A 25,474-nucleotide genomic window follows, 5' to 3' on the forward strand; every position below is an offset into this window, starting at 1 on the left:
GGCCGCTCCCGCGGGGTCACGAACCGTGGGACGTGAGCGCGCGCAGACTCCTCGGCCGCATGTCGGTCCAGTTGGCCTCCACGTACTCCACGGCGCCCTCGCGGTCACCGGGGCCGAAGACGACGCTCCAGCCGGCGGGCACGTCCGCGTGGGACGGCCACAGGGAGTGCTGGTCCTCATCGTTGACCAGCACGTAGAACGCGCCCTCGCCGTCGAAGGGATTGGTGCTCATGGGTCCGCTCCTGTCCCGACCGGTCACCGGGCCGCACCGACCGCGACCGGGGCCATCAGGCTCAGCAGTTCGTCCAACGCCTGGTAGAAGCCCTCGATCTCCGCGACCTCGTTGTACAGATACGCCGAGACCCGGAGGGTCTCCCCACCGGCCAGCTCGGTGACCAGGGGCTGCGCGCACATATGACCGCTGCGCACCATGAAGCCGTAGGAGTCGCTCAGCAGACGGGCGATCTCGCCGGTGGGCACCCCCTCCTCCAGGCGCAGGGTCGCGAGCGCGATCCGGTCGTGCTGGTCCGGGGGCCCGATCAGGCGCACCCCGGGACGGGCGAGCGCCCCGCCCACCAGCGCGGCGCACAGCTCCCGGGCGTGCTGGTGGTGCTCCGGGCCGTCCACGGCCTCCAGGTAGCGGATCGCCGCGGCGCATCCGATGACGGACGCGATGTCGGGCGTCCCCGTCTCGAACTTGAACGGGATGCGCCGGTCGACGCTGCCGTCGAGGTCCACCCAGTCGACCATGCCCCCGCCGACCGACAGGGGGCGCAGCTTCGTGAGGAGCTCGCTGCGGCCGAAGAGGCAGCCGACCCCGGTGGGGCCGAGCATCTTGTGCATCGAGAACGCCATGAAGTCCACGCCCAGCTCGTGCACGTTGACCCGCTGGTGGGGCAGGGACTGCGCGGCGTCGAGCACGATCACCGCGTCGCAGACGGAGCGGACCTCGGCGATCAGCTCCTCCACCGGGTGGACGACCCCCGTGACGTTCGAGCAGTGCGTGAGCGCCACCACCTGCGGTCGGCCGCGCAGGAGCGACCGGAAGTGGTCGCGGTCGAGGCGGCCGTGGGCGTCCACCCGCGTCAGGTCGAGGCGCCCGACGCGCCGCCACGGCAGCATCTGCGAGTGGTGCGCGTCCAGACAGCCCACGACGTACGGGTCCGGGCCCAGGCCCAGACCGCTCGCGACCAGGTTCAGGGCCTCGCTGGTGTTGCGGACCAGCACCACTTCGTTCGCCGCGGCGCCGATGTACCGGGCGAGCACCGTGCGGGACGCCTCGTACGCGTCGGACGCCTCCTCCGACAGCCGGTGCTTCCCGCGGTGGATGTTCGCGCCGTTCGTCTCGTAGTACTCGCTGACGGCATCGACGACCTGGCGCGGCTTCAGCGTCGTGGCGCCGTTGTCCAGGTACGAGATCGCCTGTCCGTCGATCTCCCGCCGCAGCGCCGGGAAGTCGTCCCGGCGGCTCTTCCGCATGGTCATCACGCACCTTCCGCCGAGATGTGGGAGACGCACGGCTGGAACTTCCCGCTGCGCTCGCAGGCGATGTAGTCCACGGCCTCCAGATGGACGTCGTTCGGGGCCAGGGCCTCGGCCAGCCGGAGCGCGAGCGCCGCGGCGTCCTCGTCCCGTGCCCCGTCGTTCGGGACGTACCGCAGGACGCAGTCACCGCTGCGGTCCTGTTCCAGCTTGTAGAGATCGAGCCAGGGCGCGGCGCCGACCACGGCGTCCACGGCGCCCGGGGTGACGACGCGGCCGTCCCGCAGCCGGACCATGTGCGTGGCCCGTCCCTCGATCCGCACCACCGGCAGATCACTGCCGCAGTCGCAGGCGCTGCCCAGCGGGGTGAAGTGGTCGCCGGTGGCGTAGCGGATGCGCGGGATCAGGCCGTCGTCCAGCGTGGTGACGTACAACTCGCCCGTCCCGCCTTCCTCGACGGGCTTGCCGTCCCGGACGAACTCCATGTAGAAATCACGGTCGTTGACGTGCCGGTTCCCGTGGTGGCACTCGAATCCCAGGTACCCCAGCTCGGACATGCCGATCATGTCGCCGATCGGCAGTTCCGCACCCATGAAGTCCTCGATCTGGCGCCGGGCGACCCGGGTCATGAGGGTGTAGCCGCACACCATGTGCAACGTGCGGGGCGAGGTGATCCGCCGACCCAGCCGCCGCGCCCACCGGGTCAGGAAGGCGAAGTGCGTCGGATCCACCACCAGCATGTCGGGCTGGTAGATCTCGATCTCGTCGAGCGCCTTGACGATCTGCCACTCCGGGGTCGCCAGCAGGTCGTGGGCGACGGTCAGCACCAGTGTGCCGTCCGGGAGCGTACGTTCCTCCAGGGTCGAGAACCCCGTCGCGCACTCCACGTCCGAGCAGTTGGGCGGCGCGAACCGGCAGATCCTCGGCCGGCTGCCGGGACGCCACAGCGTGTCGAAGCGACGGTTGACCTTGATCGCCGTGGCCTGACGGCGTGCCAGGTCGAAGGAGAGGATGGCACTGTTCAGACGGTCCCCGGACGTTCCGGAGCTCTGGAACCGCATGACGTTGGGCGAGTTGAGGGTGTACCCCTTCGCCAGTACGCCCGCCGGGAAGTTGCGCCGGTAGTGCGGCTTCGAGGTCGGCGGTATCCGCCGGAAGTCCTCCGCGTCCCGGATGTCCTCCGGCCGCAGGCCGTTGGCGTCCATGTGCTCGCGGAAGAAGACGGTGCTGTCGTACGCGTAGGCGATCTCCTCGCGCACGGCCTCGAACACGGTCGCGTCGCTCATGCCATGGCCACCAGCACTGAACGGGCCCCGGTGTAGGGCCTTCTGCCGTGTGCGAACTGCTCGTTGTCGACGACCACGACATCGCCCTCCTGCCACGGGAACGCGATCTCCTCCGCCGCGTAGGCGTCCCGGACCGCGGCCAGGTCGGCCGGGTCCAGCGGACTGCCGTCCCCGTACATGGCGTTGCGCGGCAACTCGTCCTCGGAGAAGCTCTCGCGCAGCTCGCGCTCCACGCTCCCGGGCAGCGAGCTGACGTGGAACAGGTGCGCCTGGTTGAACCAGACCCGCCTGCCCGTCTGCCGCGACTCCAGGGTCGCCTGCACCACGTGCCGGGTACGGAGCCGCTCGCCGCCCAGCCACTCCGCCTGGATGCCGTGCCGCTGGCAGTACGCGGTGACCTCGTCCCGGTCCTCGGTCTGGAACGCCTCCCGCCAGCTCAGGTCCAGGCCGTGCCCGAAGTTGCGCACGTACATCACGCCGTGGCGCTCGAAGCGCTCGCGCGTCGCGGCCGGCACCCGGTCGTGGACGCGGGCGCTGTCGGCCAGCGGCGTCTCGCCGCCCGTCGCCGCCGGGACCATGCAGGCGAGGAACAGCGTCCCCGGCCACGAGTCGGTGTACGACATCTCGTTGTGCAGGGGGATGGTCTGGTCCGGCGGGTACTCCGTCGAGGTGAAGACCCGGTCGTTGACCCGCGTGCGCGGGGTGGAGCGGTTGTCGTAGTCGCGCAGCTCACCGGCGAGGGCCGTGGCGAGCTCGCCCAGCCCCTCGGCGTCGAGCGGGCTGAAGCCGCGCAGCAGCACGGCACCGTGCTCGTCACGCAGCCGCGCCAGCGTGCTCCCCGAACCGGCCAGCCACTCCCGCGCGTCGAGCCGGGAGACGGCCGGGGTGCACGACACCGCGCGGGTGCCGTCGAACAGCGGGGCCACCCGGACCAGCGCCTCGCTGCTGACCGAGATGGACTTGCGGGCGCTGCCGAAGCGCCCCTTCGGACTCGCCGCGGTCCCCCGGGACATCATTCGCCTCCCGCCTTCTTGTCGAGGAGCTGGTCGACGAACTCGGAGAGCTCCGACACGACGGGCCGCTCGAAGAGGTTGCGCAGCTTGATGTTCACCTTGAACTCGTCGCGCAGCCTGGCGATCAGCTGGGTCGCCAGCAGCGAATGGCCGCCGATCTCGAAGAAGTCGTCGTCGGCACCCGCGGACTTCAGCAGCAGGAGCTGCGCCATGATGTCGGCGACCTTCTTCTCGGTCGGGGTCCGGGGCTCGACGTACGAGGTGGGGACCTCGCTGTAGGAGCCGGGCGCGGGAAGCATCGAGGCGTCGATCTTCCCGGTGCCGGTCAGCGGGAAGGCGTCCAGCGCCACGAAGTGCGCGGGCATCATGAACTCCGGGAGATGCTCCGCCAGGAACTCGCGCAGCCACTCCGCGGACCCGCGGCTTCCCTCGGCATCGGTCACGTAGCCCACGATGTGCCGGGCGGTGCTCTCGCCCGCCACGACGGCCACACTGCCCGTCACTCTCGGGTGCCGGCGCATGACCGCCTCGATCTCACCCAGCTCCACCCGGAACCCGCGCACCTTGATCTGCCGGTCGACGCGGCCCAGGAACTCGATGCTGCCGTCGGGGAGCAGCCGCGCCCGGTCGCCGGATCGGTACATCCGTGCCCCGGGGACCGGGCTGAACGGGTCGTCGGTGAACCGCTCCCGCTGGTCCGCCGTCCCGGCCAGATAGCCCTGGGACACCGAGGACCCGCCGATCCACAGCTCACCGGGGACGCCGGCGGGCACCGGCCGGTGCTCCGGGTCCAGGACGTAGGCGCGTGCGTGCCGCATCGGCCTGCCGAGCGGAAGGGTGGAGGCCAGGCCGGCCAGGTCGTCGGAGGTGATCCGCCCGCAGAGCACGCCGACGGTCGTCTCGGACGGACCGTAGTGGTTGTAGAGCCGGCAGTCGCCGAGGAAGCCGCGGAACAGGTTGTACGTGCCCCAGCCGACCGGTTCGCCGCCCACCACCAGCGCCTGACGTGGCATCAGTTCGTCCGGGGCGTCGGCCACGGCGAAGACGGCCTCCAGGTGCGAGGGCGTGATCTTCAGGAGGTCGTAGCTCTCCTCGGCCAGCAGCTCCGCGAGCGCCTGCGCGTCCGAGGAGACCTCCGCGGCGACGACCCGGAGCCGGCCGCCCGTCATGAGCGGAGGGAAGAGGGCGGTGTTGCCCAGGTCGGTGCCCAGGGTGCTCAGCGCGACCGAGTCGATCGGGCCGTCGAGGTCCAGCCGGCCGAGCACGCCGTCCAGGTAGGCGGCGAGCTGTCCGTGGCCGACCAGCACCCCCTTCGGTGTCCCGGTGGAGCCCGAGGTGAACAGCACATAGGCGAGGTCGTCGTCGGCCGTCACCACGTCGGGGCACGTGTCGTCGCGGTCGGCGCAGACCGTCAGTTCGGCGTCGACGAGGACGACGTCGCGGTCCCGCGGCAGGTCAGGGGCCGTCTCCCCGGTCGCCACCACATGGGTGAAGCCGACGGCGTCGACGATGGCGGCACGACGCCCCGGGGGCAGATTCGGGTCGACCGGGACGTAACCGGCGCCCGCCTTGGCGATCGCGAGCATCGAGACGAGGGCGACGTCGGAGCGTTCCAGACAGAGACCCACCAGGGCCCCGGCGGTCACGCCGCGTGCGATCAGCTCGTTGGCCAGGCGGTTGGCGGCCTCGTCGAGTTCGCGGTAGCTCCAGTCACGCGTGTCGGACCGCAACGCCACGGCGTCGGGCGTGCGCCGGACGGTCCGCTCGACGCGCCGGTGCCAGTGCTCGGCGGGCCGCAGCGGCGGCTCGGCGCCGTTCGTGGCCGCGACGGCCGCCCGCGCGCCCTCCTCGTCGAGCATGGGCAGCGCACGCACGAGGGCCGCGGGGTCCTCGCCCAGCGCCGACAGGGCGGCCCGCAGGCAGGCGAGGAGCGCCTCGGCGCCTCCCTCGGCCATGCCCAGTCGCTGGTGACGCAGCCGGATGCGGATCTCCTCGCCCGAGGACTCCACCCACAGACCGATCTTCCTGCCGTCGTCGTCCGGTTCGATCCACAGACCGGAGAAGGCCGGGGCGTCCTGCGCCGCGAGACCGGCGGCGTCACTGAACCGGAAGCCCGGGATGCCGGCGGTGTGCTGCCTGGCCGGCTCCATGGAGCTCTCGTCCGCGTGCTCGTAGGAGTCGGTCTCCACGCCCACCGTGCGCAGCAGATCGCTCAGCGTGGTCTCGTCGGCCATCGAGGCGAAGACCGGCATGGGGCTCTCGAAACGCCCGATGGACGAGGCCATTTCGCCGAACGGCCGCCGCGTGATCAAGGTGTCGACCGCCAGGCCCTCCGGCCGTCCGGTGGCGTGCCAGAGGGCGGTGATCCAGCCGGTCAGCAGGACCGTGCGCAGCCCGCCGTCGGACGTGTCGCCGAGGCTCCGCAGCTTCTGTGCCAGGGGCGCCGGGACCGTCCACCGCACCTCTTCGTGCCCCGCCTCGTCGGAGCGGAGTTCGAGCGGCAGGCGCAGGGGAGGCAGGGCCGCCAGCCGGGCCTCGCGGTCGGCCGCGATCTCCTTCTGCCGCTTGCTCGGCGGCCCCTCCTCGAACTGCCACTGGGCGTAGTCGGCGTACTGGACGACGTCCTCTCGGTGCCACGGGGTGCCGTTCAGCCGCGAGGCGTACGCCTGCCGCAGGTCCCGGAAGAAGATCTCGACCGACGCCGTGTCGACGCTCAGCCGCGGAGCGGACAGGACGAGCGACCGGCTCCGGTCGGTGTGGGTGAACAGGATCAGACGTACCGCGCACGCCTGGTCCTCGTCGGCGTTTGCGCGCAGTTCCTCGCGGACGAGCGCGCTCAGCGCGTCCTCGTCACCGGAGCGTTCCGACACGAGGATCCGCGGTTCGTCCTCGATGACCATCAGCACGCCGCTGTTCTCGCCGAGGACCTGGCGGTAGGCGGTGCGCAGGCTCTCGTGCACCGACGCCACGTCGTGCGCCGCCCGCTCCAGCACCTCGCGGTCGCACGGGGCCGCGAGGCGCACTCCGGCCACCGTTCTGCTCGACGACGCGCCGGACACGAGACCGAGGACGTGCTCCTGCTGCTTGGAGAGCCGGAATCCGTCCCACGTCTGGGAAGTCAGTTCTGTTCCGTGTCGATGCACAGTTCGCCTCCCGTGAACTTGTTCCAAGTGCTGATCGCGTCCGGACCCAGGTATTCGGCGGCCATCTTCCAGAACCCTCCGTATTCCGTCGGAAGGTCCACCAGGGAGTGACCGACCTGCGGGGGCATGTGGGCCAGGACATCGCCCAGCTTCATGCGCAGGAGGTCCAGGAACTCGTCCCGGTCCATCGGAATGTCCTCGCCGGTCCGGCGGTCCTTGATATCCGGTTTCCCGGTCGGACGCATCACGTTGCGGAAGCTCTTCCCCAGGGATGCGTAACTCATGACGGAGAAATTGAAGATGACCTGCTCGACCTGCGGTCCGACGACCTCCCGGACCTCGACGCGCTTCCAGTCCGGAATGGACTCGACATCGTCGTTGTGCAGCCCTTCCGTTCCATAGACACCGTGAAAGAGACCGGCGAGGCAGATGTGCTCCTTCGCCTTCATGTCCTGGAGGATGGTACATGCGCGAAGCATGTGGTCCATCAACGTCACGTCCTGATGCGCGACCTTGTGCATCCCTAACCGCACGAGATCGCTCCGGTATTCCTGAGCGTCAAGCACCTAACACTCCTTGCTGGCTGTTTGCTTGCTTTTCTCGATTCCGACATCAGAGATGTCTCGAATTCGCCGAAGGGGCGAGATCATCGTCATGAGTGCCGGAATCAGGTATCCGCCGCCGAGCACGGCGATCGTGGACCGGGTTCCGAACGCCTCGCCCAGGAATCCGCCGACGAGTGCTCCGACGGGGAGCGTTCCCCATACGAGGAATCGAATGGCGGCCGTTGTTCTCCCCATCAGGTGATCGGGGGTGATCATCTGCCGGATGCTGATGACATTGACATTGAAGAGCGGCTGACTGGCATTGATGAGCATGAAGCCGGACGCGACGACGACGATCGCCAGGAGCGACGAACCGTCGGCGGCGACCAGGAGAATTCCGCCGGCGCCGGCCGAGCACATGGAGAGCACGATGCCCCGGCCCAGTCCGCACCACCTGTTGACGGTGCCCATCACCAGGACTCCGAGCACGGCGCCCACGCTGCCCGCGAGCACGACGATCGCGATGTTCGCGGCGCTGAGCCGCAGCTCACGCGCGAGGTAGACGAAGAAGACCGCGAGCAGGGCCTGGTACAGCAGGTTCCATGTCGCGCCGATGACGGCGTTCCAGCGAAGAAAGCTGGTCTCGCGGACGAAGCGCAGGCCGGCCTTGAAATCCGACCAGAGCGAGGAATCGCGCGGCGCCCGGGGAGCCGGCTCGGTGGGACGTGTCGAGTGGACGAACAGTGCCGAGAATACGAACGAGAGGGCATCCACCGCAATGGAGACCGGTACGGAAACGACTTTCAGGAGGCCCGCGGCGACACCCGGCCCCGACATCTCCGCCACCGAACGGCTCGTCTCCAGCCAGCGGTTGGCCGTGAGCAGATCACCCGGTTCCACGAGGGAGGTGAGGACGCTCTGATAGGCGATGTCGAAGAAGACGGTGCAGGAACCCACGGCGAAAGCGATGAAGAAGAGCCACTCGATGGTCAGGGCGTCCGAGAACGCCGCCACCGGGATCAGGCCCAGGAGCACGGCACGGATCCAGTCCGTGACGATCAGCACGGTCCGCGGCCGCCAGCGATCGACGAGAACACCGGCGACCAGGCCGAACACCAGAAAGGGCGCCCTCTCCAGCGCGGAGAGGATGCCCACTTCCGACACGCTCGCGTGAAGCAGTGAGATCGCTATGAGAGGAAAGGCGATGAGGGTGATCTGGGAACCGAAGACCGAGATGGACTGCGCGCACCAGAGTCTTCGGAAGTTCGGCCGCTCGACAGCGAACGACCACCATTTTTGCCGCGCGGACACCACATCGTCCATAAGCCCTCGCCGGTAGAAATACGAGGGTGGTCGCCGAACGTGGCGTGGCCCCCTCCTGCGCCGTAGCAGCGGTGAAAGTAACCCACCTTGGTTATCGGACGGTTATGCAGGCGGAAGGCGCCGAACCGGCCCTTCCGGCGCGAGAGGAGGCCTCTCGGTTCCCAGGGGCCCGGCGTTCGCCTCGGATGTCCGGTTGATCACGTGGTGCAGTAGAGGGGGAGGACGCGGTGGCTCGTGGCGACCGTGACCGCGGGCAGGGGCGCGAACTCGGCCATCGCGTTCGTCTTCGAGCCGATCTCACGCGGGGCGAGCTGCGCAGGGCCTTCGCGCCCGGCACCCGGTAGCGGCCCGGGAGCGGGTGGTAGGCAGGTCGAAGGCGGCCGGTTTCTCGGGGGCCGCACGTCGGCACCGCGCCGCTGCCGCGGTGGCCGAGTCGCGGCCCGCTGGTGTCATCGCGCAGACAACCAGGGCCGGCAGGGGCGGGAGCCGGTGGCGCGAGGGCGGCGGTCCGCCGGACGTACCGGGGGCGCCCGTGAAGAGGCGCCGGAATATCACCTGTTCGTGCTGACCGGCGTCATCTCTTGAAATCCCGAGAAGCCCCTGAAATCAAGAGGAGAAACCTTTATCCGTAGAATGGCCCGCCCCGAGTGATTATTGTCAGCCGGCCTGCGGCATTCCCAGGGTGCCCGCGGTTGACTCTATGCGGTCGACCACGGAATACGAAACGGAGAAAAACTTGGTCCGATTCAAAAGCTTCTCCTCGCGTCTGTGGGCCGTCGCGGCCGTCCTGGCGTTCACCACGGGCGCCGCCTCCATGGCCGCGAATCCGGCGGCGGCCGACTCCGACCAGTGCCCGTCCGGATCCTTCTGCGTATGGGAGCAATCCAGCTACCGGGGCGACTTCCGGCACTACACCTCGTCGAACCCCAACGTCGGCGACTACATGAACGACCGCATGACCTCGTACTGGAACCGCACTGGCAAAACGGTCGGCGTCTACGAGCACTCCAAGTACGTCGGGTGCATGTTCACGGTCGCACCGGGCAAGTTCGAAGCGGCCGTGGCCTCGCACTTCAACGACAAGATGACCTCTCTTCGCATCGGCAGCGGCTGCTGACACCGCCCGAGGACGACGGTGTCCACCGAACCGGAACGCGCACCGGCGAGCTCCCGGTGAGCCCTTCGAGCCCCAGCCCGAACCGGGCCGGGGCTCTCCGGCTGTTGTGGTCCACGGCAGCTCTCGTGGACCAAGGCGTCGCCGACGGCGGTCCCCGGCTCGCCATGGGCGTCGATCCAGGCGCAGCCGCGGAAGCCGGGCTCCGCGAACCACCGCTCGAGCCGAACAGGCGGACGCGACCGAAATCGCCGCCTGGGCCCGTGGGCCCCTTGGAAAGCGCTGCGCGACCGGTCGAAGCCGTCGGTCGAGGCTCGTAACCGAACCAGAACTGGGCCCGCCTACTCTGGGCCCGTTCGGAGGCGATGAAGCGTCGGCGGGAGGCGGTTCTCCACGCCCACGGATGCCCGTGGGCGACGCAATGCGCGTCGGCGGTGCGGTGGATCGCGTACGCCGTCGAGCAGGGCGGGGGAGACCGGGCGGATTCGTGCGGTCCGCGGGGGACTTCGCCCGTCGGAGCGGGCGTGTGCCGGGCCCGGGGAACCGCACGTCGCGTTCGACGGCGTCGGACGGCGCCCATGTCCGGCGTCGCGGGGTCCCAGCGGCGTCGGGCGGCCCTCATCGGCGCCCGCCGTGGTCTCGCAGGAAGCTGACGGTTTCGATCGCACGCGCCTTGGTCCTTTCAGGCCCGCCAGTTGGGAGAGCCCGCATGATCCAGTCGTCCCCGGCGCAGCAGCGGTTGTGGTTCCTCAATCAGTTGGAGGACGCCGACGCCGCCTACAACCTGCCCTTCGTGCTGCGGTTGCGGGGACCGGTGGACCGGGGGGCGCTGGGTTCCGCCCTGTTGGACACGGTGGTCCGCCAGGAGAGCCTGCGGACGGTCTTCGTCGACCAGGGCGGTGTTCCCTGGCAGCGGGTGCTGGAGCCGGAGGAGTTCGAGGTACCGCTGGACGTGGTGGCGGTGCCCGAGGGCGCACTGGAGGGGGAGCTGGCGGCCGAGGCGAGCCGGTGCTTCGACCTGTCCTCGGAGATCCCGCTCAGGGCCCGGCTGTTCGAGGTGGGGCCGCAGGAACACGTCCTGTTGCTGGTGGCGCATCACATCGCGATGGACGGCTGGTCGTTGGAACCGTTGTTCCGTGATGTGTCGACGGCGTACGCGGCGAGGCTGGAGGGCCGGGAGCCGGAGTGGGAGCCGCTTCCGGTGCAGTACGCGGACTACGCGGTGTGGCAGCGCGAGGTGCTGGGTGAGGAGTCCGACCCCGAGAGCCTGGTGAGCCGACAACTGGATTACTGGCGGGCCACGTTGGAGGGTGTCCCGCAGGAGCTGGCCCTGCCGTACGACCGGCCGCGCCCGGCGGTGGGTTCGCGTCGCGGCGATCTGGTGCCGGTCGTCCTGGACGCGGAACGCCACCGGGCTCTGACCGATCTGGCGCAGCGCACCGGGACGAGCCTGTTCATGGTGGTCCAGACGGCGCTGGCGGCGCTGTTGACCCGGATGGGCGCGGGGCACGACATCCCGATCGGCTCTCCCGCGGCCGGCCGTGCCGACGAGGCATTGGACGACGTCGTCGGCTTCTTCGTCAACACCCTGGTCCTGCGGGTGGACACCTCGGGCGATCCCACGTTCGAGGAGTTGCTGAAGCGGGTGCGGGACGTGGACCTGGAGGCCTTCGGCCACCAGGACGTGCCCTTCGACCGCCTCGTGGAAGAACTCAACCCGGACCGCTCGCTGTCCCGCCACGCGCTGTTCCAGGTGATGCTCTCGCTGGAGGAGAGCGGAGGGACCCTGCGGCTGCCCGGGGTGGTCTGCGAGGAGCGGCCCCTCCACCTCCCCAGCGCCCGGTGGGATCTCAATCTGACCCTGACCGTGACGCCCCGGCACAACGGCGCCCCGAGCGCACTGACCGGGTACCTGGAGTACGCCACCGATCTGTTCGACCGCGCCACCGCCGAGGCTCTGGCGCTGCGGCTGGTGAGAGTCCTCGAAGAGGTCTGCGCGGATCCGAGGCGGGCGATCGGTGACATCGACCTCTTCGCCCCGGACGAGCGCGCACGCATCCTCGACACGTGGAACGACACCACCCGCCCGCTGCCCGAGGGCGCGATCCCGGACCTGTTCGAGTCGCAGGCCGCCCGCACCCCGGAGGCGATCGCGCTGGTGGACGGGCGGACCACATGGACGTACCGGGAACTGGACGAACGGGCCGACCGTCTGGCGCGGACCCTCGCCGCTCACGGCGTCGGACCCGAGGCGGTGGTCGCGGTCGCCATGGAACGCTCGGCCGAGCTCGTGGCCGTGCTCCTGGCCGTGCTGAAGGCGGGCGGCACATACCTGCCCGTCGACGACCGGTACCCGACGGATCGCGTCGCGTTCATGCTCGACGACGCGCGACCGGCCCTGATCGTGACGGCGGGCACCGTCCGCGACACCGTCCGGCGGGCGGCGCACGACACCGACACCCCGGTGCTGACGCTCGACGCTCCCGGGCCGACGGCCGCGCCGGCCGGGGCCGCACCGGACGAGCCGACCGGGACCGACCGCGCCCTCCCGCTGCTGCCCGGTCACCTCGCCTACATCGTCTACACCTCCGGATCCACCGGCCGGCCCAAGGGGGTCGCCGTCCCGCACGCCGCCGTGATCCGGCTGGCGCGCGGCTCGGGCTTCATGGAGCTCGGCCGCGGCGACGTCTTCGCGCAGATGTCCTCGGTGTCGTTCGACGCGGCCACCCTGGAGATCTGGGGAACGCTCCTCAACGGCGCGACCCTGGCGATTCCCCCCGCGGGACTCCTCTCGACCGCGGAACTGCGCGCCTTCCTGTCCACGCACCGGGTGACCGCGCTGTGGCTGACGGCCGAGCTGTTCCACCAGGCGGTCGACGCGGACGCCGAGGCGTTCGCCGGTCTGCGGTATCTGCTGGCCGGAGGCGATGTGCTCGCCGCGTCGCAGTGCCGGGCGCTGCTGGAATCCGCCCCCTCGGTCGCCTTGATCAACGGATACGGGCCGACGGAGAACACGACGTTCACCACGACCCACCCCGTACGAGCCGCCGACCTGACCGGGAGCGCCGGCGTGCCCGTCGGGCGGCCCATCGGCAACACACGGGTGTACGTGCTCGACGAACACCTCGCCCCCGTGCCGCCGGGCGTGGTCGGCGAGCTGTACACCTCGGGCACCGGTCTGGCCCGCGGCTACCACAACCGCCCCGGGCTCACCGCCGAGCGCCTGGTCGCCTGCCCCTTCGGTCCGGCAGGCGCACGCATGTACCGGACCGGGGACCTGGTCCGCTGGAGCCCCGACGGGGTGCTGGAGTTCGCGGGCCGCGCCGACGACCAGGTGAAGGTCCGTGGATTCCGGATCGAGCCCGGCGAGATCGAGACGGTGGTCCTGGAGACACCGGGGGTGGGCCGGGCCGTGGTCGTGGTGCGCGAGGACACCCCCGGTGACCGGCGCCTCGTCGCGTACGTGGTCCCGGCGGGCCGGCCCCGCACGGGCGGCGACGCCGCGCCGCGGACCATCGACGACCACGAACTCTCCTCGTCGGTACGGCGGTTCGCCGCCTCACGGCTCCCGGAGTACATGGTCCCCGTCGCGGTGGTCGTGCTCGACGCCGTACCGGTGACCGCGAACGGCAAGCTGGACCGCCGGGCGCTGCCCGCGCCCGGCCGTGCCGCGGCCGGCTCCGGGGCCGGGCCCGCCGGTTCGCACCGTACGCTCGCCACCGAACAGGAACGCGTCCTGTCCGGCCTGTTCGCCGAGGCGCTCGGCCTCGAACGGGTCGGCCTGCACGACAGCTTCTTCTCCCTGGGCGGCCATTCGCTCCTGGCCACCAGACTGATCAACAGCGTGCGCTCCACGTTCTCCGTGGAGCTTCCGCTCAAGGCACTGTTCCAGGCGCCGACCGTGGCCTCACTGATGGGAGTCATCAGCGACAACGAGGAATCCCGTCCCCCCTTGCGGCGTCAGGAGCGCACCGGGCCGGTCGAGCTCTCGCTGGCGCAGCAGCGGCTGTGGTTCCTCAACCAGCTCGAGGACTCCAGCGGCACCTACAACGTGCCCGTCGCCTTGCGGCTGCGCGGGACCGTGGACCGGGACGCCTTGCGGGCCGCGTTGCGGGACACGATGGTCCGGCAGGAGAGTCTGCGGACGGTCTTCGTCGACGAGGGCGGTGTTCCCTCGCAGCGGGTGCTGGAGCCGGGGGAGTTCGAGGTTCCGTTGAGCGTGGTGGCGGTGACGGAGGACGACCTGGAGGGGGAGCTGGCCGCCGAGGCGAACCGGGGTTTCGACCTCTCCGCGGAACTCCCGCTCAGGGCCCGGCTGTTCGAGATCCGCCCCCGGGAGAGCGTGCTGCTGCTGTCGATGCACCACATCGCGATGGACGGATGGTCGCTGGAGCCGTTGTTCCGGGACCTCTCGACGGCCTATACGGCCAGGCTGGCGGGGCACGAGCCCGAGTGGGCGCCGCTTCCGGTGCAGTACACGGACTACGCGGTGTGGCAGCGCGAGGTGCTGGGTGAGGAGTCCGACCCCGAGAGCCTGGCCGGCCGCCAACTGCGGTACTGGCGCGAGGCGCTGGCGGGGATACCCGAGGGGCTGGCGCTGCCCTACGACCGGCCGCGTCCGGCGGTGAGTTCGCATCGCGGCGATCTGGTACCGGTCGTCCTGGACGCGGAACTGCACCGGGCGCTGACCGGGCTGGCCCGGCGCACCGGGACCAGCCTGTTCATGGTGTTCCAGGCCGCGTTCGCCGCGTTGCTGACCCGGATGGGTGCGGGGCACGACATCCCGATCGGCTCTCCCACGGCCGGCCGCACCGACCAGGCCCTCGACGACCTGGTCGGCTTCTTCGTCAACACCCTCGTCCTGCGGGTGGACACCTCGGGCAATCCCACGTTCGAGGAGTTGCTGAAGCGGGTGCGGGACGTGGACCTGGAGGCGTTCAGCCACCAGGACGTGCCCTTCGACCGCCTCGTGGAAGAACTCAACCCCCACCGCTCGCTGTCCCGCCACGCACTGTTCCAGATCATGTTCATGTTGAACGAGTCGGGCGACGTGCTGCGGCTGCCCGGCGTGCGATGCGCGGAGGAGCCCGTCGACTTCCCCGTGGTGCGTTTCGACATGTGGCTGGGCCTGACGGAGTCGAAGTCGCGCGAAGGGGAGTGCGAGGGAGTCGTCGGAGAACTGCGCTACAGCGTCGACCTCTTCGAGCACTCCACGGTGAAGGATCTCGTGGAGAGGTTCGTGGAGCTGCTGCGTACGGTCGCGGCCCGCCCGGAGGACCCCCTGGAGCCGGCACGGTCCCCCCGCGGGCTCACGGCCGTACGCAGAAGGCCGGTACGCAACGAGGGCCGGACCGATCCGGCGAGATGAACGCGAGGAACGGCGAGTTCCCGCGCGAGAACCCATGTGCGCGGTCCGCCTCGGAGAGGCGGGTGACGCGTGCCACCGAGGCGGCCGCCCGGCCCCGTCGGCCCGACGACGGCCTTCCCGCGGACGCGGGGCGGCCGGAAGAGCGCCGTCCCCGTAGGGGCCGCTCCGGGGACGCGCGCCCGATGACGACCATGCAGTTCAAGCCCGAGTGCCGGGAGGCGCCGTGAACGACTCGATCCAGACATCGGCGAGCACCAGGAGCCGCTACGAGCGGGAGGGCTGGTTCCGGTCACCGGAGGCCCTGGACGAGGAGGTGATCGCCCGTGTGACGGAGCGGATCGAAGCCCTGAGCACCCAGGAACGGCCCGAGGTCGTGTACGAGAAGGACACCCGGACCGTGCGCGGCATCCATGGATGCCACCTGTTCGACGACGTGTGCCGCCGTCTCGTCCGGTTGCCCGCGCTCCTGGGACTGGCCGAGGAACTGCTCGGCGAGCCGGTCTACGTCTACCAGTTCAAGGTCAACATGAAGCAGCCCGGTGAGGGCGCCGCGTGGCCCTGGCACCAGGACTTCGCGTTCTGGAGCCGGGAGGACGGAATGCCCGCCGACAAGGCGGTCAACATCGCGGTCCTGCTCGACGAGGTCCACCAGGAGAACGGCCCGTTGCGCGTCATCCCCGGCAGTCACCGCGAGGGGCTGATCGACTCCGAGACCGGCGGCGTCTCCGGCGGGCCGGGAGGCGACTGGCGCAAGCACGTCTCCGCGGACCTGGAGCACACCGTCCCCGACAAGCGGGCCGAGGACCTGGCCCAGGAGCTGGGCACGGCCCTGGTGACGGGACCGACGGGCACGGTCTACGCCTTCCACCCGACGATCGTCCACGCGTCGTCCAACAACCTCTCGCCCGACCGCCGGGCGATGCTGCTGGTGACCTACAACGCCGTGAGCAACGCCCCCGAGCGGCTGACCCGGCCGGAATTCCTGGTGAGCCGGGACACCACCCCGCTGGCCGCGGTCGGCGCGAACACACTGTGAGCACCGGGCACGACCCGTCGGCTCCCGCGGCCGTTCCACGTCCCCGCGCCGATGCGGCGGGGCCCGTGTTCCCGACGCGGGAGGGGGTGATCCCGCCGGGCCGCGGAACGCGTCGGGTCCGCCTCGGGAGCCGGGCGGCCGTCAGGGAGGATCGAGCAGGACGGTGCACGTGAACCGGCGTACGGCTCCCTGCCGGGCGGTCACCCGGACCGTACGGCGGGCCGCCGCGCCGTCCGCCGTCCCGGAACCGGACTCGGACTCGGACTCGATCCAGCAGGGCGCGTCCAGCTCGGCATAGCGGTGGAACGAGGCGTCCATGCCGATCACGACCATCGGCGTCGGGGCGAGGGCGGCGTGCGCCGCCTGGCGGGCGCCCTCGAGCAGCAGCATCCCGGGGATGTGGTCGACGGGGTGGTCGAAGAGCACCGGATGGGTCAGGTCCACGCGCAGCCGGCTGCGGGCCGGGGAGCCGGCCGGGGAGAGGACGACATCGGTGAGGCTGTCGCGGGCGACGTCGGCGGGAGCCACGGGCGGGGCGGGGGGAACGGCGCCGGCGAGTGCGGCCTCCAGGTCTCCGTAACGGCCGCGCAGCCAGGCGTAGATGGCCGGGGGGTGGTTGTGGAAGCCCAGTTCGGCGCGGCCGATCGTCCGCCCGCCGCGGACCATTCGTACCCGCATGGACAGCGACACCAGTCGTCCGGTGCGCCGGACGATGTCCGCGCAGGTGATGAGGAGTTCCACCTCGGGGCGGTCGGCGGTCGCCGCCAGGGCGGCCATGTCGGCCGTGCAGCGGAAGTAGTCCCAGGACTGTCTGTGCCCGAAGGGCACGTCGTACCCGGCATGGCTGAGCAGCGGCACCGCCTGCCGTACGGACTCGGCGACCAGCAGCGGATCGTAGCCGCCGTGCACCGGGCGATAGAAGCGATGGTGCGTGGGCCAGCGGGCGACGACACGGAAGGCGTCGGGGCCTGAGCGCCGGTAGGCGGCGAGCAGGATTTCGGACTCGTCGGTCTTGTGCACGTAGACACCCGGTACGCGGTCGACGAGGCCGGGTGCCCGGCCCAGGCAGTCGACCCCCGGAGCGTCGTCGATCACATGGACCTCCCCGATGCGGGCACGGGTCTGATCTCGCTGGGCGTGAAGTGGCTCGATGTCATGGGCGCAACCTACAGAGAACTCGCTCCGCCGTGCCGCGAGTCCGGTCAAGAACCTTGATCCGCCCGGGAGTCGCGAACGCCGCGCGGCAGCCCGGATTCCTCCTTGTGCACCGCTCTTAGGATAAGAAGGGACGTTTCATTCGGAGTGGAGAGGGGCGGCCGATGGGTCGGCCACGACAAGAGCCGATGGGTCGGCCACGACAAGAACGGGCCGCGCGGACGCGCGAAGCGCTCCTGCGGGCTGCGGCCGAGGCGTTCGACCAGCACGGCTACGCCGGTTCGAGCATCAACCAGATCCTCAGGGCGGCCGGAGTGACGGCGGGGGCGCTCTACTTCCACTTCAGCTCCAAGAAGGAACTGGCGCGGGCCGTGATGAACGCGCAGCCGGACACGATCCTGCCGCTGCTCGCATCGGAGGGGATGCAGCGCCTGGTCGACATCACCATGGTCTGGTCGCAGCAGTTGCAGGTCGACGTGCTTCTGCGGGCCGGGGTACGGCTGACCGGTGAACAGGAGTCCTTCGGCATGCGGGACGCCAACCCCTACCGGGAGTGGGTGCGCATCATGGAGGACTGCCTGTGGGTGGCCCGGGACAAGGGCGAGCTGCTGCCCGGCGTGGAGCCGCGCGAACTCGCCGAACTCGTCGTCGAGTCCTGCACCGGCATGCAGATGTACGCGGCGGTGGAGAACGGCCGGGCCGACCTCCCCGAACGAGTGGTGCGGATGTGGCGGCTCGTCCTGCCCGGCGTCGCCGTGCCGTCGGTGATCGCCCGCACGGAGGTGAGCCCCGCCCGGGTGCGCCCGCTGATGGAGGCGGTCGCCGTCGACCGGCGCGCCGACGCGGGCCCCGGCTCCCCGGGTGGCGCGGACGACCGGGGCCGGGGGGACTGAGATGCTGAACGGCAAGGTCGCCATGATCACGGGGGCGTCCAGCGGGATCGGTGCCGCGGCCGCACGCCTGTTCGCCCGGGAGGGCGCGGCGGTGGTGCTGATGGCCCGTCGGCGGGAGCCCCTGGCGCGGATCGAGGAGGAGATCCGTGGCGCCGGAGGCCGGGCTCTCGCCGCCCCCGGTGACGTGACGGTCCCGCAGGACGTGGAGCGTGCCGTGTCGATGGCCGTGGACACCTTCGGCACGCTGGACGCCGCGTTCAACAACGCCGGGTTCGCCACGGCCGGCACCCCGCTGCACGAGATCGACGACGAGGTGTACGCCCGGACGATGGACGTCAACGTGCGCGGCGTGTGGAACTGCCTGCGGCACCAGATCCCGGCGATGCTCGCCTCCGGCCGCGGCGGGTCGGTGGTCAACACCTCCAGCGTGGCCGGTGTGCGCGCCACCAGCGCTTCCGCCGCGTACATCGCGGCGAAGCACGCCGTGATCGGTCTGACCAGGGCCGCCGCACAGGACTACGGGCACCGGGGTATCCGTGTCAACGCCCTGGTCGTGGGCAGCACGAGAACGGAGATGATGGACGAACTGATCTCCCGCTCGCCCCACTTGGAGGAGCGCTTCCGGTCGCACACGCTGCGCGGGCGCATCGCGTCCGCCCAGGAGGTGGCGGAGGCCGCGGCCTGGCTCTGCAGCGACCGGGCGTCGTTCGTGACGGGGATCGCGATGCCCGTGGACGGCGGCCGGACCGCGGTCTGACACCGCGCATCCGGGCGCGCACGGCGGAGGGGGCGGTCCCTGAGAGGGGACGCCGTTGGCTAATTCGGGGGCCGACCAGGCGCATCGCGTGGCGAACAGATCCGCGAAGTCCTCATCGCGGAACATCGGCCCCAACTCGTCCCGGGCCCGGATCGCCAGGCTTCCCTTCGGGAACGCTGCCCGGGCGACCCGCACCGTCTCCGCCGGAATCTCCCCCGGCCCCTTCGGCTGCATCGGCATCGACACCCGCCCCACACAACAACGTCGGTCTCCACGACCACAACCGGATCGTGAAGACCGACGTCACGCGCGGGACCGAACAAACCAACAGCGTCCCTGAGAGGGGGCCGCCCCCCTCCGCCGTGGGGGCCCGCTCGCTCCGGTACCGGGACATTGGGGTCCGCACGCCTCTGGAAAAATATAACGAGCGTTTGGTTTGCTTCTGCTGCTGCCCGGCCGGACCGCCGATCGCTCGCCCGTCCCGGTCCGCGGCGTGCCGGCCCACTGGAAGAGGTGACATGGGGACCGAGAAGAAATCCGATCGCACCCGGAGGCGGTTGATCCGGGCCGCGGCGGTCGAGATCGACCGGAACGGCTACGAGCGCGCCACGCTCGCCCGCATCTGTCAACTGGCCGATGTGTCCATGGGGGCCCTGACTTTTCACTTCGCCTCCAAGGGTGAGCTGGCGGACGCCGTTCGGGCCGATGCCCGCGCGCTCGCGGACGCCCGGATGGAACAGGTGGCGAACGACCCGTCGCCGGCCCTGGGCTCCGCCGTCGGCCTGACCGTGGGGCTCGCCCGTCTGCTGGAGGGCGAGCCGGTGGTGCGTTCCGCGGCGCGTCTGGCCCGGGACGATCCCCGTGGCGCCGTCGACTGGACGGCTGCGTGGATCCCCGTGGTGCGCGAGCTTCTTCTCAGGGCCGACCGCGAGGGGGAACTGCGGCCGGGCGTGGATCCGGACACGGTGGTCGCGCTGGCCGCCTGCCTGCTGGCGGGGGCGGAGGCCCTTGCCAGGACGCCGGACGAAGCCGCTCCCGCCGGGGCTGTCGACCAGCTCGAATCCATGTGGCGGGTGGTGCTGGGCGGTGCCGCCCGTACGCCGGGCGAATCGGGCGACCGGCGGCAGGACTCCGCACGCTCCGGTCACCGATCCTGAGCGGACAGTATTGATCCCCTAGTAAACAAAGCGCGGATTCTGTATGTTTCATGGGCGCGGGCGCCCCAGGGCTCGAACGGGCCGGGTGCACCTGCGCGCGTTTCGCTCGCGAAGGACCGGGGGAAGGAGGGGGAGGGACTTCGACGGCCGGCACCGCCGTGCGGCGCCCGGCACGCCGAGTTCATGACGTCTCTTCGACGGGCGAACGTTCCGATGACCGGGGCCGCTGTGTCCGCCCGGCATCGACCGGGCAATTCCATGAGCCGTTCCGACGGTTGAGGACCAGCACGAAGACGTGTCCGTGCCAGCCCCTCGGGGCCATCGCATTCTCCACGCTCCCGACGCGTCTTCCGGTGCCGTCCCGTGTGCGCCGTCCCCGGTTGCGGGGTGTGCCCCGGACCGGCGCTCCTTGCCCTTCCCGGCGCTCCGTCAACGTCGACGGTGCCATCTTCCGGGCCGCGAACCGTCCTGGTCACGCGGCTTTCCGTTCGACGCCCCTGCCCGTCGTCCCGTCGGTGCCGCATGCGCAACTGCCCTCACCCGCACCGCAGATCACCTGAGCATCACGTCACACGGAGGATTCCCATGACAGTGAACACTGAGATCGACCGGGCGCAGACCTTCGCGAACGACGGATTCGTCACCACGGGCCCGTTGCTGTCGAGGGAGGAGGTGAGGACCTACCGGGACGTCTACGACCGGTTCCTCAGCGGCGAGATCGCGAGCGGCGACAAGCGCTCCGACCTCGGTTCGCACGAGCCGCGCCGGGGCGGCGGCCAGGAGAACATCACCCAGATCATGTGGCCCTCCGCGCTCCACGAACCCCTGCGGGAGATGCCGTTGCACGCCAGGGCACTGGAGACGGCGAAGGAACTGATCGGCGACGACGCCGTGTTCGACTTCGACATGCTGATCCACAAGGCCCCGCGCACCGGTGTGCCGACCCCGTGGCACCAGGACGCGGCGTACTGGATCGATCTGCCCGACAAGCGCGCGGTGTCCATCTGGGTGGCGCTGGACGACGCCGTCCTGGACAACGGCTGCATGTGGTACGTCCGCGGCTCGCACCGCGAGCCGATCCGGCCCCACTACGCGACGAGCGACGGCAAGAACATCCAGTGCGACTGCGCGGAGACGGAGCCGGGCGCCACCGCGGTGCCGCTGTCCGCGGGCGAGGGCGTCGCGCACTCGGGCACCACCCTGCACTACTCGCGCGGCAACACCACGGACGGAGTGCGCCGCGCCTACATCCTCAACTTCCGGCCCGCGGAGATGCTCCGGCTGGAGCGGGAACGCGGCTACGACGTGGGGCTGACGGAGAACGTGAGGCTCGTCCGCAACAGCGAGTTCGACGCACAGAGCTGAACGCCCCGGCCCCTCCACCCCCTGAAACCATCGAGGTATCCCATGAACACTCCGGACCGCCCGGTGAAACTGAGTGGTGCGGTGATGACCCACCCGCGCCGGCTGGAAGAGGCCCGAGAGGTCGCGGCCACCGACCCCCGGGGCCGCGTCACGGTGGTCGTCGACCCCGAGCCCGACGGACGCCCCACCGCGCTGCGGGTGGCACCGCTCTCCTGGGACTGCGTCGCCCCCGACGCCACGCACCACATGGTGCTGCAGGACGACGTGGCGATCGCCGACGGCTTCTTCACCTACGCCGAGCAGGTCGCCGCCGTGGCCGGTGACGAAGCGGTCGCGTTCTACGCGGGCTGGGAGACCCGCAACGGCGCCGTGGCGCGGCTCGCGGCCCTGACCGGAGATCCGTGGGCCTACGCGCTCCAGGAGCATGTGCCGTGCTACGCGCTCATGCTGCCGGCCGAACTGGCCCGTGGTTACGCCCGGTTCCAGGCGGAGGACGAGCCCGGCTGGCCCTACGACGTCGTGGTGCAGCGCTATCTCAACGCCCGCGGGGTCCGGGTCAGGTTCTGCACGCCCAGTCTGGTGCAGCACATGGACATGCCCAGTCTCGCGGGCAACGCCTATCACGGGCTGCGCCAGGCGACGTGGTTCGCGGAGCGGGCCGGGGATCCGGAGCCCTACGACGCGGTCCGTTTCCCGGTGGTGCCCTTCTACCAGTACGGCCTGGCCCGTTGTGCCGTCCGGCACGAGGAGGGCTGGGAATACGTCGAGACCGAGCGTCACCTGAAGCGGATCGGGCTGCTGGACGACTGCCTCGCCGCTCTGGCGTCGGCCGCTCCGTCCCCGCTGTCCGACGAGACGCGCAGGGCGGTGTGGGTCACGGCCTACACCATCGGAGTCGTCACGGCCGGCTCCCCGGCCCCGGACGCGGCCACCGCCGAAGCGGCGATGAGGACACTGGGGCCCGGTGGCCTGTGCGAGGACTACCCCGTCGACGAACTGCTCGCCCTGGCCCGCCCGATCGCCGGTCTCGCGACGGACGCGCTCTCGGCGGGGAGGCGGGCGCGCCGCGCCGACGCCGCCCGGCCGACGGCCCCGGCCGGGAGCAGGACCGTGGTGACCGGGGGTTCGAGCCGCTTCGCCCGGCAGCTCGCGGGTCTGCTGGGCGACGGGGGTCTGGACGCCGTGCACCGGGCGGAGCCGCCGTCGGTACCGGATCTCACCGGGGCGCGGTACGTGGTGCATCTCGGCGGCGCCGTCCGGGGCGACGACCAGAGGCTCGACGGCGTCCTGAAGGCCGCGGAGACCGCCGGCGTGGAGCGCCTGGTGTACGCCGGTTCGTACGCCGTGTACCGGGGGAGCGCGGCGGAGCGGATCGACGAGGACGCGCTGACCGCGGCGCCGCAGGACCCCGTCGCGCTGGCCTGGTGGCAGGAGGAGCAGCGGTGCCGGGAGTGGGGCGAGCGCACCGGCATCCCGGTGCAGGTGCTGCGGCTGGGCGAGCCGGTGGGGCCGTACGCACCGCGCGACGGCGCGTGCGTGCAATGGGTGCATTTGGCATGGACGCGACATTCTTTGACTCTCGCCCCGGGAGAGATCCACCAGGTCCTGGACTACCGGGACATGGCCGACGCGATCGGGGCCGTCCTCGCCGCCGAGCCGTCGCGGCCGGTGTTCAACATCGCCACGGCGGCCTGCGCGGAGGAGGAACTGGCCGGCCTGGTCGCCGACGTCTCCCGCCGCACCCCCCGGGAGACCGGACCGCACACGGCGCCGCGCAACCGGCACATGACGACGGATCTCATCGAGTCCGAGCTGGGCTGGACGAGTTCGGCGTCCCTGGTCGAGGGGCTGCGCGATCTCGCGCAGTGGTACGCCTGCGACATCCACGGCGGCGACCTCCTTCCCTGACTCCCGCCCCGGCTCCCTTCCTGACCAACCGTTTCCTCAGCAACCGTCCTCCCTCCACACCCCTAGGAGCACTCGATGTCCGGTATAGCCGGATGGGTAGATTTCTCGCGCGACGTGTCGGCACGGCAGGACGTCGCCGACGCACTGACGCGGACCATGGCACGCCGCGGGCCGGCCGTCGGCGGCACCTGGACCTCCGAACACGCAGCCCTGGGACAGCGGGTCCTGTCGGCCCACGGCCTGGAAGGCCGTAGCCTGCCCCTCACCGCCGCCGACGGCTCCGGCACCCGCGCCGTCATCTCCTTCAACGGCGAGCTCTACAACGCCGGGGAACTGCGCGCCCGGCTCCGCTCGCTCGGCCGGATCCTCGAAACCCCCACGGACGCCGAGGTCGCCCTCCACGCCTACCTGGAATGGGGCGCGGACTTCGTCGGGCGGCTCGAAGGCGTCTACGGCTTCGCCCTCTGGGACGAACGGCGCCAGGAGCTGCTCCTCGTGCGCGACCGCCTGGGCGTCAAGCCGCTCTTCTACGCTCCCGCGCACACCGGCGTGGTGTTCGGGTCCGAACCGAAGGCGATCCTCGCGCACCCGGATTTCTCCCCCGTCCTGGACGCGGACGGGCTGCGGGACATCCTGTCGGTCGCCAGGGTCCCCGGCCACGCCGTCTTCCGCGGCATGCGGGAGGTCCTGGCCGGCTGCACGGTGCGTGTCACCCGGGAGGGCACGACGCAGGAACGGTACTGGGGCCTGCGGCTCGGGGAGCACACCGACTCGTTGGAGCGGACCGTCTCCACCGTGCGCGAACTGCTCGAAACGGTCGTCGGCGACCACATGGTCGCCGAGATCCCGCCCGCGGCGCTGCTGTCGGGAGGGCTGGACTCGAGTTCCCTGACGGCGCTGGCGGCCCGGGTCGCCCGGCGCGAAGGACTGGGTACGCTGCGCTCCTTCGCCGTCGACGACCACGACCCCTCGCTGCCCGACGGGAGCTCCGGCAACGAGGACCACATCTACGCCCGGCTGATGGCGGACCACGTCGGCTCGGACCTGACCGAGATCCCGCTCGGCTCGCTGGACCTGCTCGACCCGGCCCTGCGGGCGTCCGTCCTGAGCGCCTACGACCTGCCCATCAACAAGGGCGACCAGTACGCCTCCCTGTACCGGCTGTTCGGCACCGCTCGCCGGCACGCCACGGTGGCCCTGTCCGGCGAGTGCGGGGACGACGTCTTCGGCGGCTACAACTGGCAGCGTCTGCCGGAATGGGTCTTCGCCGGCACGTATCCCTGGGTGGCGCAGGGGCGGGACCGCTACGTCGGGAACGACGAGATATTCGATGCCGGCCTGCTGGCCAAGCTCGACCTGACCGCCTACGAACTCGACACGCACAGCGCCGCGCTGGCGGAACTGGGGGCGGCCGGGCAGATCTCCGACCCGAAGGAAGCACGGCACCGTGAGGTCACCTACCTCGCGCTGACCCGCCACTCCCGCGTCCTGTTCGACCGCCTCGACCGGCTGGGCATGAGCTGCGGCCTGCAGATCCGCATCCCCTTCGCCGACCACCGGCTCATCGACTACACGTTCAACGTCCCCTGGGCCATGAAGAGCTTCGACGGCCGGGAGAAGAGCCTGCTGCGCGCGGCCATGCGCGATCTGCTCCCCGAACGCGTGGCCATGCGGATCAAGACCCCGTACCCCAATCTGCGCACCGGCGCCTACGACCGTGTCCTGCGCGAGCGCCTCGCCGGGATCGTCCGGGACCCGCAGAGCCCGAGCGCCCCGCTCTTCTCGGAGGAACTCAAGCAGGCGGTGGCGTCGCACGGAGCGGACGGGCTGCGGCAGGGCGTGAGCCGGGCCGCTCTGGAGACCGCCCTCCAACTCGACACCTGGCTCACCTCCTACGACGTCCGCGTCGCTCTGTGAGCCCCTGCCTCC

At 70.8% G+C, this 25,474-nt stretch carries 17 protein-coding genes and 2 pseudogenes; 9 read left to right on the plus strand and 10 right to left on the minus strand.

Translation table 11 applies throughout. The features are described from left to right. Positions 1–16 precede the first annotated feature (16 nt). From AB0E67_RS12715 to AB0E67_RS12750, 8 genes and pseudogenes are all read right to left on the minus strand, one after another. Positions 17–232, minus strand: coding sequence for an MbtH family NRPS accessory protein (locus AB0E67_RS12715; RefSeq protein WP_360114518.1), 216 nt, complete (start codon positions 230–232; stop codon positions 17–19). A 23-nt stretch (positions 233–255) separates the two neighbouring features. Further along, entirely contained in the window at positions 256–1,485 is a 1,230-nt protein-coding gene (locus AB0E67_RS12720) for an aminotransferase class V-fold PLP-dependent enzyme (protein WP_362024823.1), read from the minus strand. After that, entirely contained in the window at positions 1,485–2,768 is a 1,284-nt protein-coding gene (locus AB0E67_RS12725) for a hypothetical protein (protein WP_362024826.1), read from the minus strand. Before AB0E67_RS12725 ends, AB0E67_RS12720 begins: the two co-directional genes overlap by 1 nt. Next, entirely contained in the window at positions 2,765–3,784 is a 1,020-nt protein-coding gene (locus tag AB0E67_RS12730; RefSeq protein WP_362024828.1) for a TauD/TfdA family dioxygenase, read from the minus strand. Before AB0E67_RS12730 ends, AB0E67_RS12725 begins: the two co-directional genes overlap by 4 nt. After that, complete coding sequence (locus AB0E67_RS12735; RefSeq protein WP_362024831.1) at positions 3,781–6,924, minus strand: amino acid adenylation domain-containing protein; 3,144 nt, start codon at positions 6,922–6,924, stop codon at positions 3,781–3,783. Before AB0E67_RS12735 ends, AB0E67_RS12730 begins: the two co-directional genes overlap by 4 nt. Continuing rightward, entirely contained in the window at positions 6,900–7,490 is a 591-nt protein-coding gene (locus AB0E67_RS12740; RefSeq protein WP_360114508.1) for a DUF6817 domain-containing protein, read from the minus strand. Before AB0E67_RS12740 ends, AB0E67_RS12735 begins: the two co-directional genes overlap by 25 nt. Beyond that, on the minus strand, positions 7,491–8,792 hold the full coding sequence (locus tag AB0E67_RS12745; protein WP_362024834.1) for an MFS transporter: 1,302 nt from the start codon (positions 8,790–8,792) through the stop codon (positions 7,491–7,493). Between the two features lie 310 nt (positions 8,793–9,102). Continuing rightward, positions 9,103–9,245, minus strand: a pseudogene (locus AB0E67_RS12750) (ISAs1 family transposase); the annotation flags it as partial. 283 nt (positions 9,246–9,528) lie between these two features. Between AB0E67_RS12750 and AB0E67_RS12755 the strand changes: the two are divergent. From AB0E67_RS12755 to AB0E67_RS12765, 3 genes are all read left to right on the plus strand, one after another. Continuing rightward, entirely contained in the window at positions 9,529–9,909 is a 381-nt protein-coding gene (locus tag AB0E67_RS12755) for a peptidase inhibitor family I36 protein (RefSeq protein ID WP_362024837.1), read from the plus strand. 706 nt (positions 9,910–10,615) lie between these two features. Then, the gene (locus tag AB0E67_RS12760; protein ID WP_362024840.1) at positions 10,616–15,274 is read left to right on the plus strand and encodes an amino acid adenylation domain-containing protein; all 4,659 of its coding nucleotides are present in this window, start codon (positions 10,616–10,618) and stop codon (positions 15,272–15,274) included. Between the two features lie 223 nt (positions 15,275–15,497). Beyond that, positions 15,498–16,310, plus strand: a complete 813-nt coding sequence (locus AB0E67_RS12765) for a phytanoyl-CoA dioxygenase family protein (protein WP_362024842.1) — start codon at positions 15,498–15,500, stop codon at positions 16,308–16,310. Positions 16,311–16,451: 141 nt separating this feature from the next. Here AB0E67_RS12765 and AB0E67_RS12770 read toward each other — a convergent pair whose 3' ends face one another. Continuing rightward, positions 16,452–17,405, minus strand: coding sequence for a ScbA/BarX family gamma-butyrolactone biosynthesis protein (locus AB0E67_RS12770; RefSeq protein ID WP_362024844.1), 954 nt, complete (start codon positions 17,403–17,405; stop codon positions 16,452–16,454). 248 nt (positions 17,406–17,653) lie between these two features. On the opposite strand from AB0E67_RS12770, the gene AB0E67_RS12775 reads away from it, so the two are divergent. Together AB0E67_RS12775 and AB0E67_RS12780 are read left to right on the plus strand one after the other, a co-directional pair. After that, positions 17,654–18,358 carry a ScbR family autoregulator-binding transcription factor gene (locus AB0E67_RS12775; protein WP_362024847.1) on the plus strand — a complete coding sequence of 235 codons (705 nt, stop codon included), beginning with the start codon at positions 17,654–17,656 and terminating at the stop codon, positions 18,356–18,358. Position 18,359: 1 nt separating this feature from the next. After that, a complete protein-coding gene (locus AB0E67_RS12780; RefSeq protein WP_362024850.1) occupies positions 18,360–19,115 on the plus strand; it encodes a glucose 1-dehydrogenase in 756 nt (251 codons plus the stop codon). A 72-nt stretch (positions 19,116–19,187) separates the two neighbouring features. Here the strand turns inward: AB0E67_RS12780 and AB0E67_RS12785 are convergent. Next, positions 19,188–19,355: pseudogene (locus tag AB0E67_RS12785) on the minus strand (IS5/IS1182 family transposase); the annotation flags it as partial. A gap of 278 nt (positions 19,356–19,633) precedes the next feature. Here AB0E67_RS12785 and AB0E67_RS12790 point away from each other — a divergent pair. The 4 genes from AB0E67_RS12790 (at position 19,634) to asnB (ending at position 25,462) form a co-directional block, all read left to right on the plus strand. After that, the gene (locus AB0E67_RS12790) at positions 19,634–20,272 is read left to right on the plus strand and encodes a TetR family transcriptional regulator (RefSeq protein WP_362024853.1); all 639 of its coding nucleotides are present in this window, start codon (positions 19,634–19,636) and stop codon (positions 20,270–20,272) included. A gap of 585 nt (positions 20,273–20,857) precedes the next feature. After that, a complete protein-coding gene (locus tag AB0E67_RS12795) occupies positions 20,858–21,637 on the plus strand; it encodes a phytanoyl-CoA dioxygenase family protein (protein WP_362024856.1) in 780 nt (259 codons plus the stop codon). Positions 21,638–21,679: 42 nt separating this feature from the next. Beyond that, the gene (locus AB0E67_RS12800) at positions 21,680–23,545 is read left to right on the plus strand and encodes an NAD(P)-dependent oxidoreductase (RefSeq protein WP_362024859.1); all 1,866 of its coding nucleotides are present in this window, start codon (positions 21,680–21,682) and stop codon (positions 23,543–23,545) included. Between the two features lie 75 nt (positions 23,546–23,620). Next, positions 23,621–25,462, plus strand: a complete 1,842-nt coding sequence (gene asnB, locus AB0E67_RS12805) for an asparagine synthase (glutamine-hydrolyzing) (RefSeq protein ID WP_362024862.1) — start codon at positions 23,621–23,623, stop codon at positions 25,460–25,462. The last annotated feature ends 12 nt before the right edge of the window (positions 25,463–25,474 follow it).

Source organism: Streptomyces sp. NPDC032161 (assembly GCF_040636995.1).
In the GTDB taxonomy this organism is placed as follows: Bacteria; Actinomycetota; Actinomycetes; order Streptomycetales; family Streptomycetaceae; genus Streptomyces.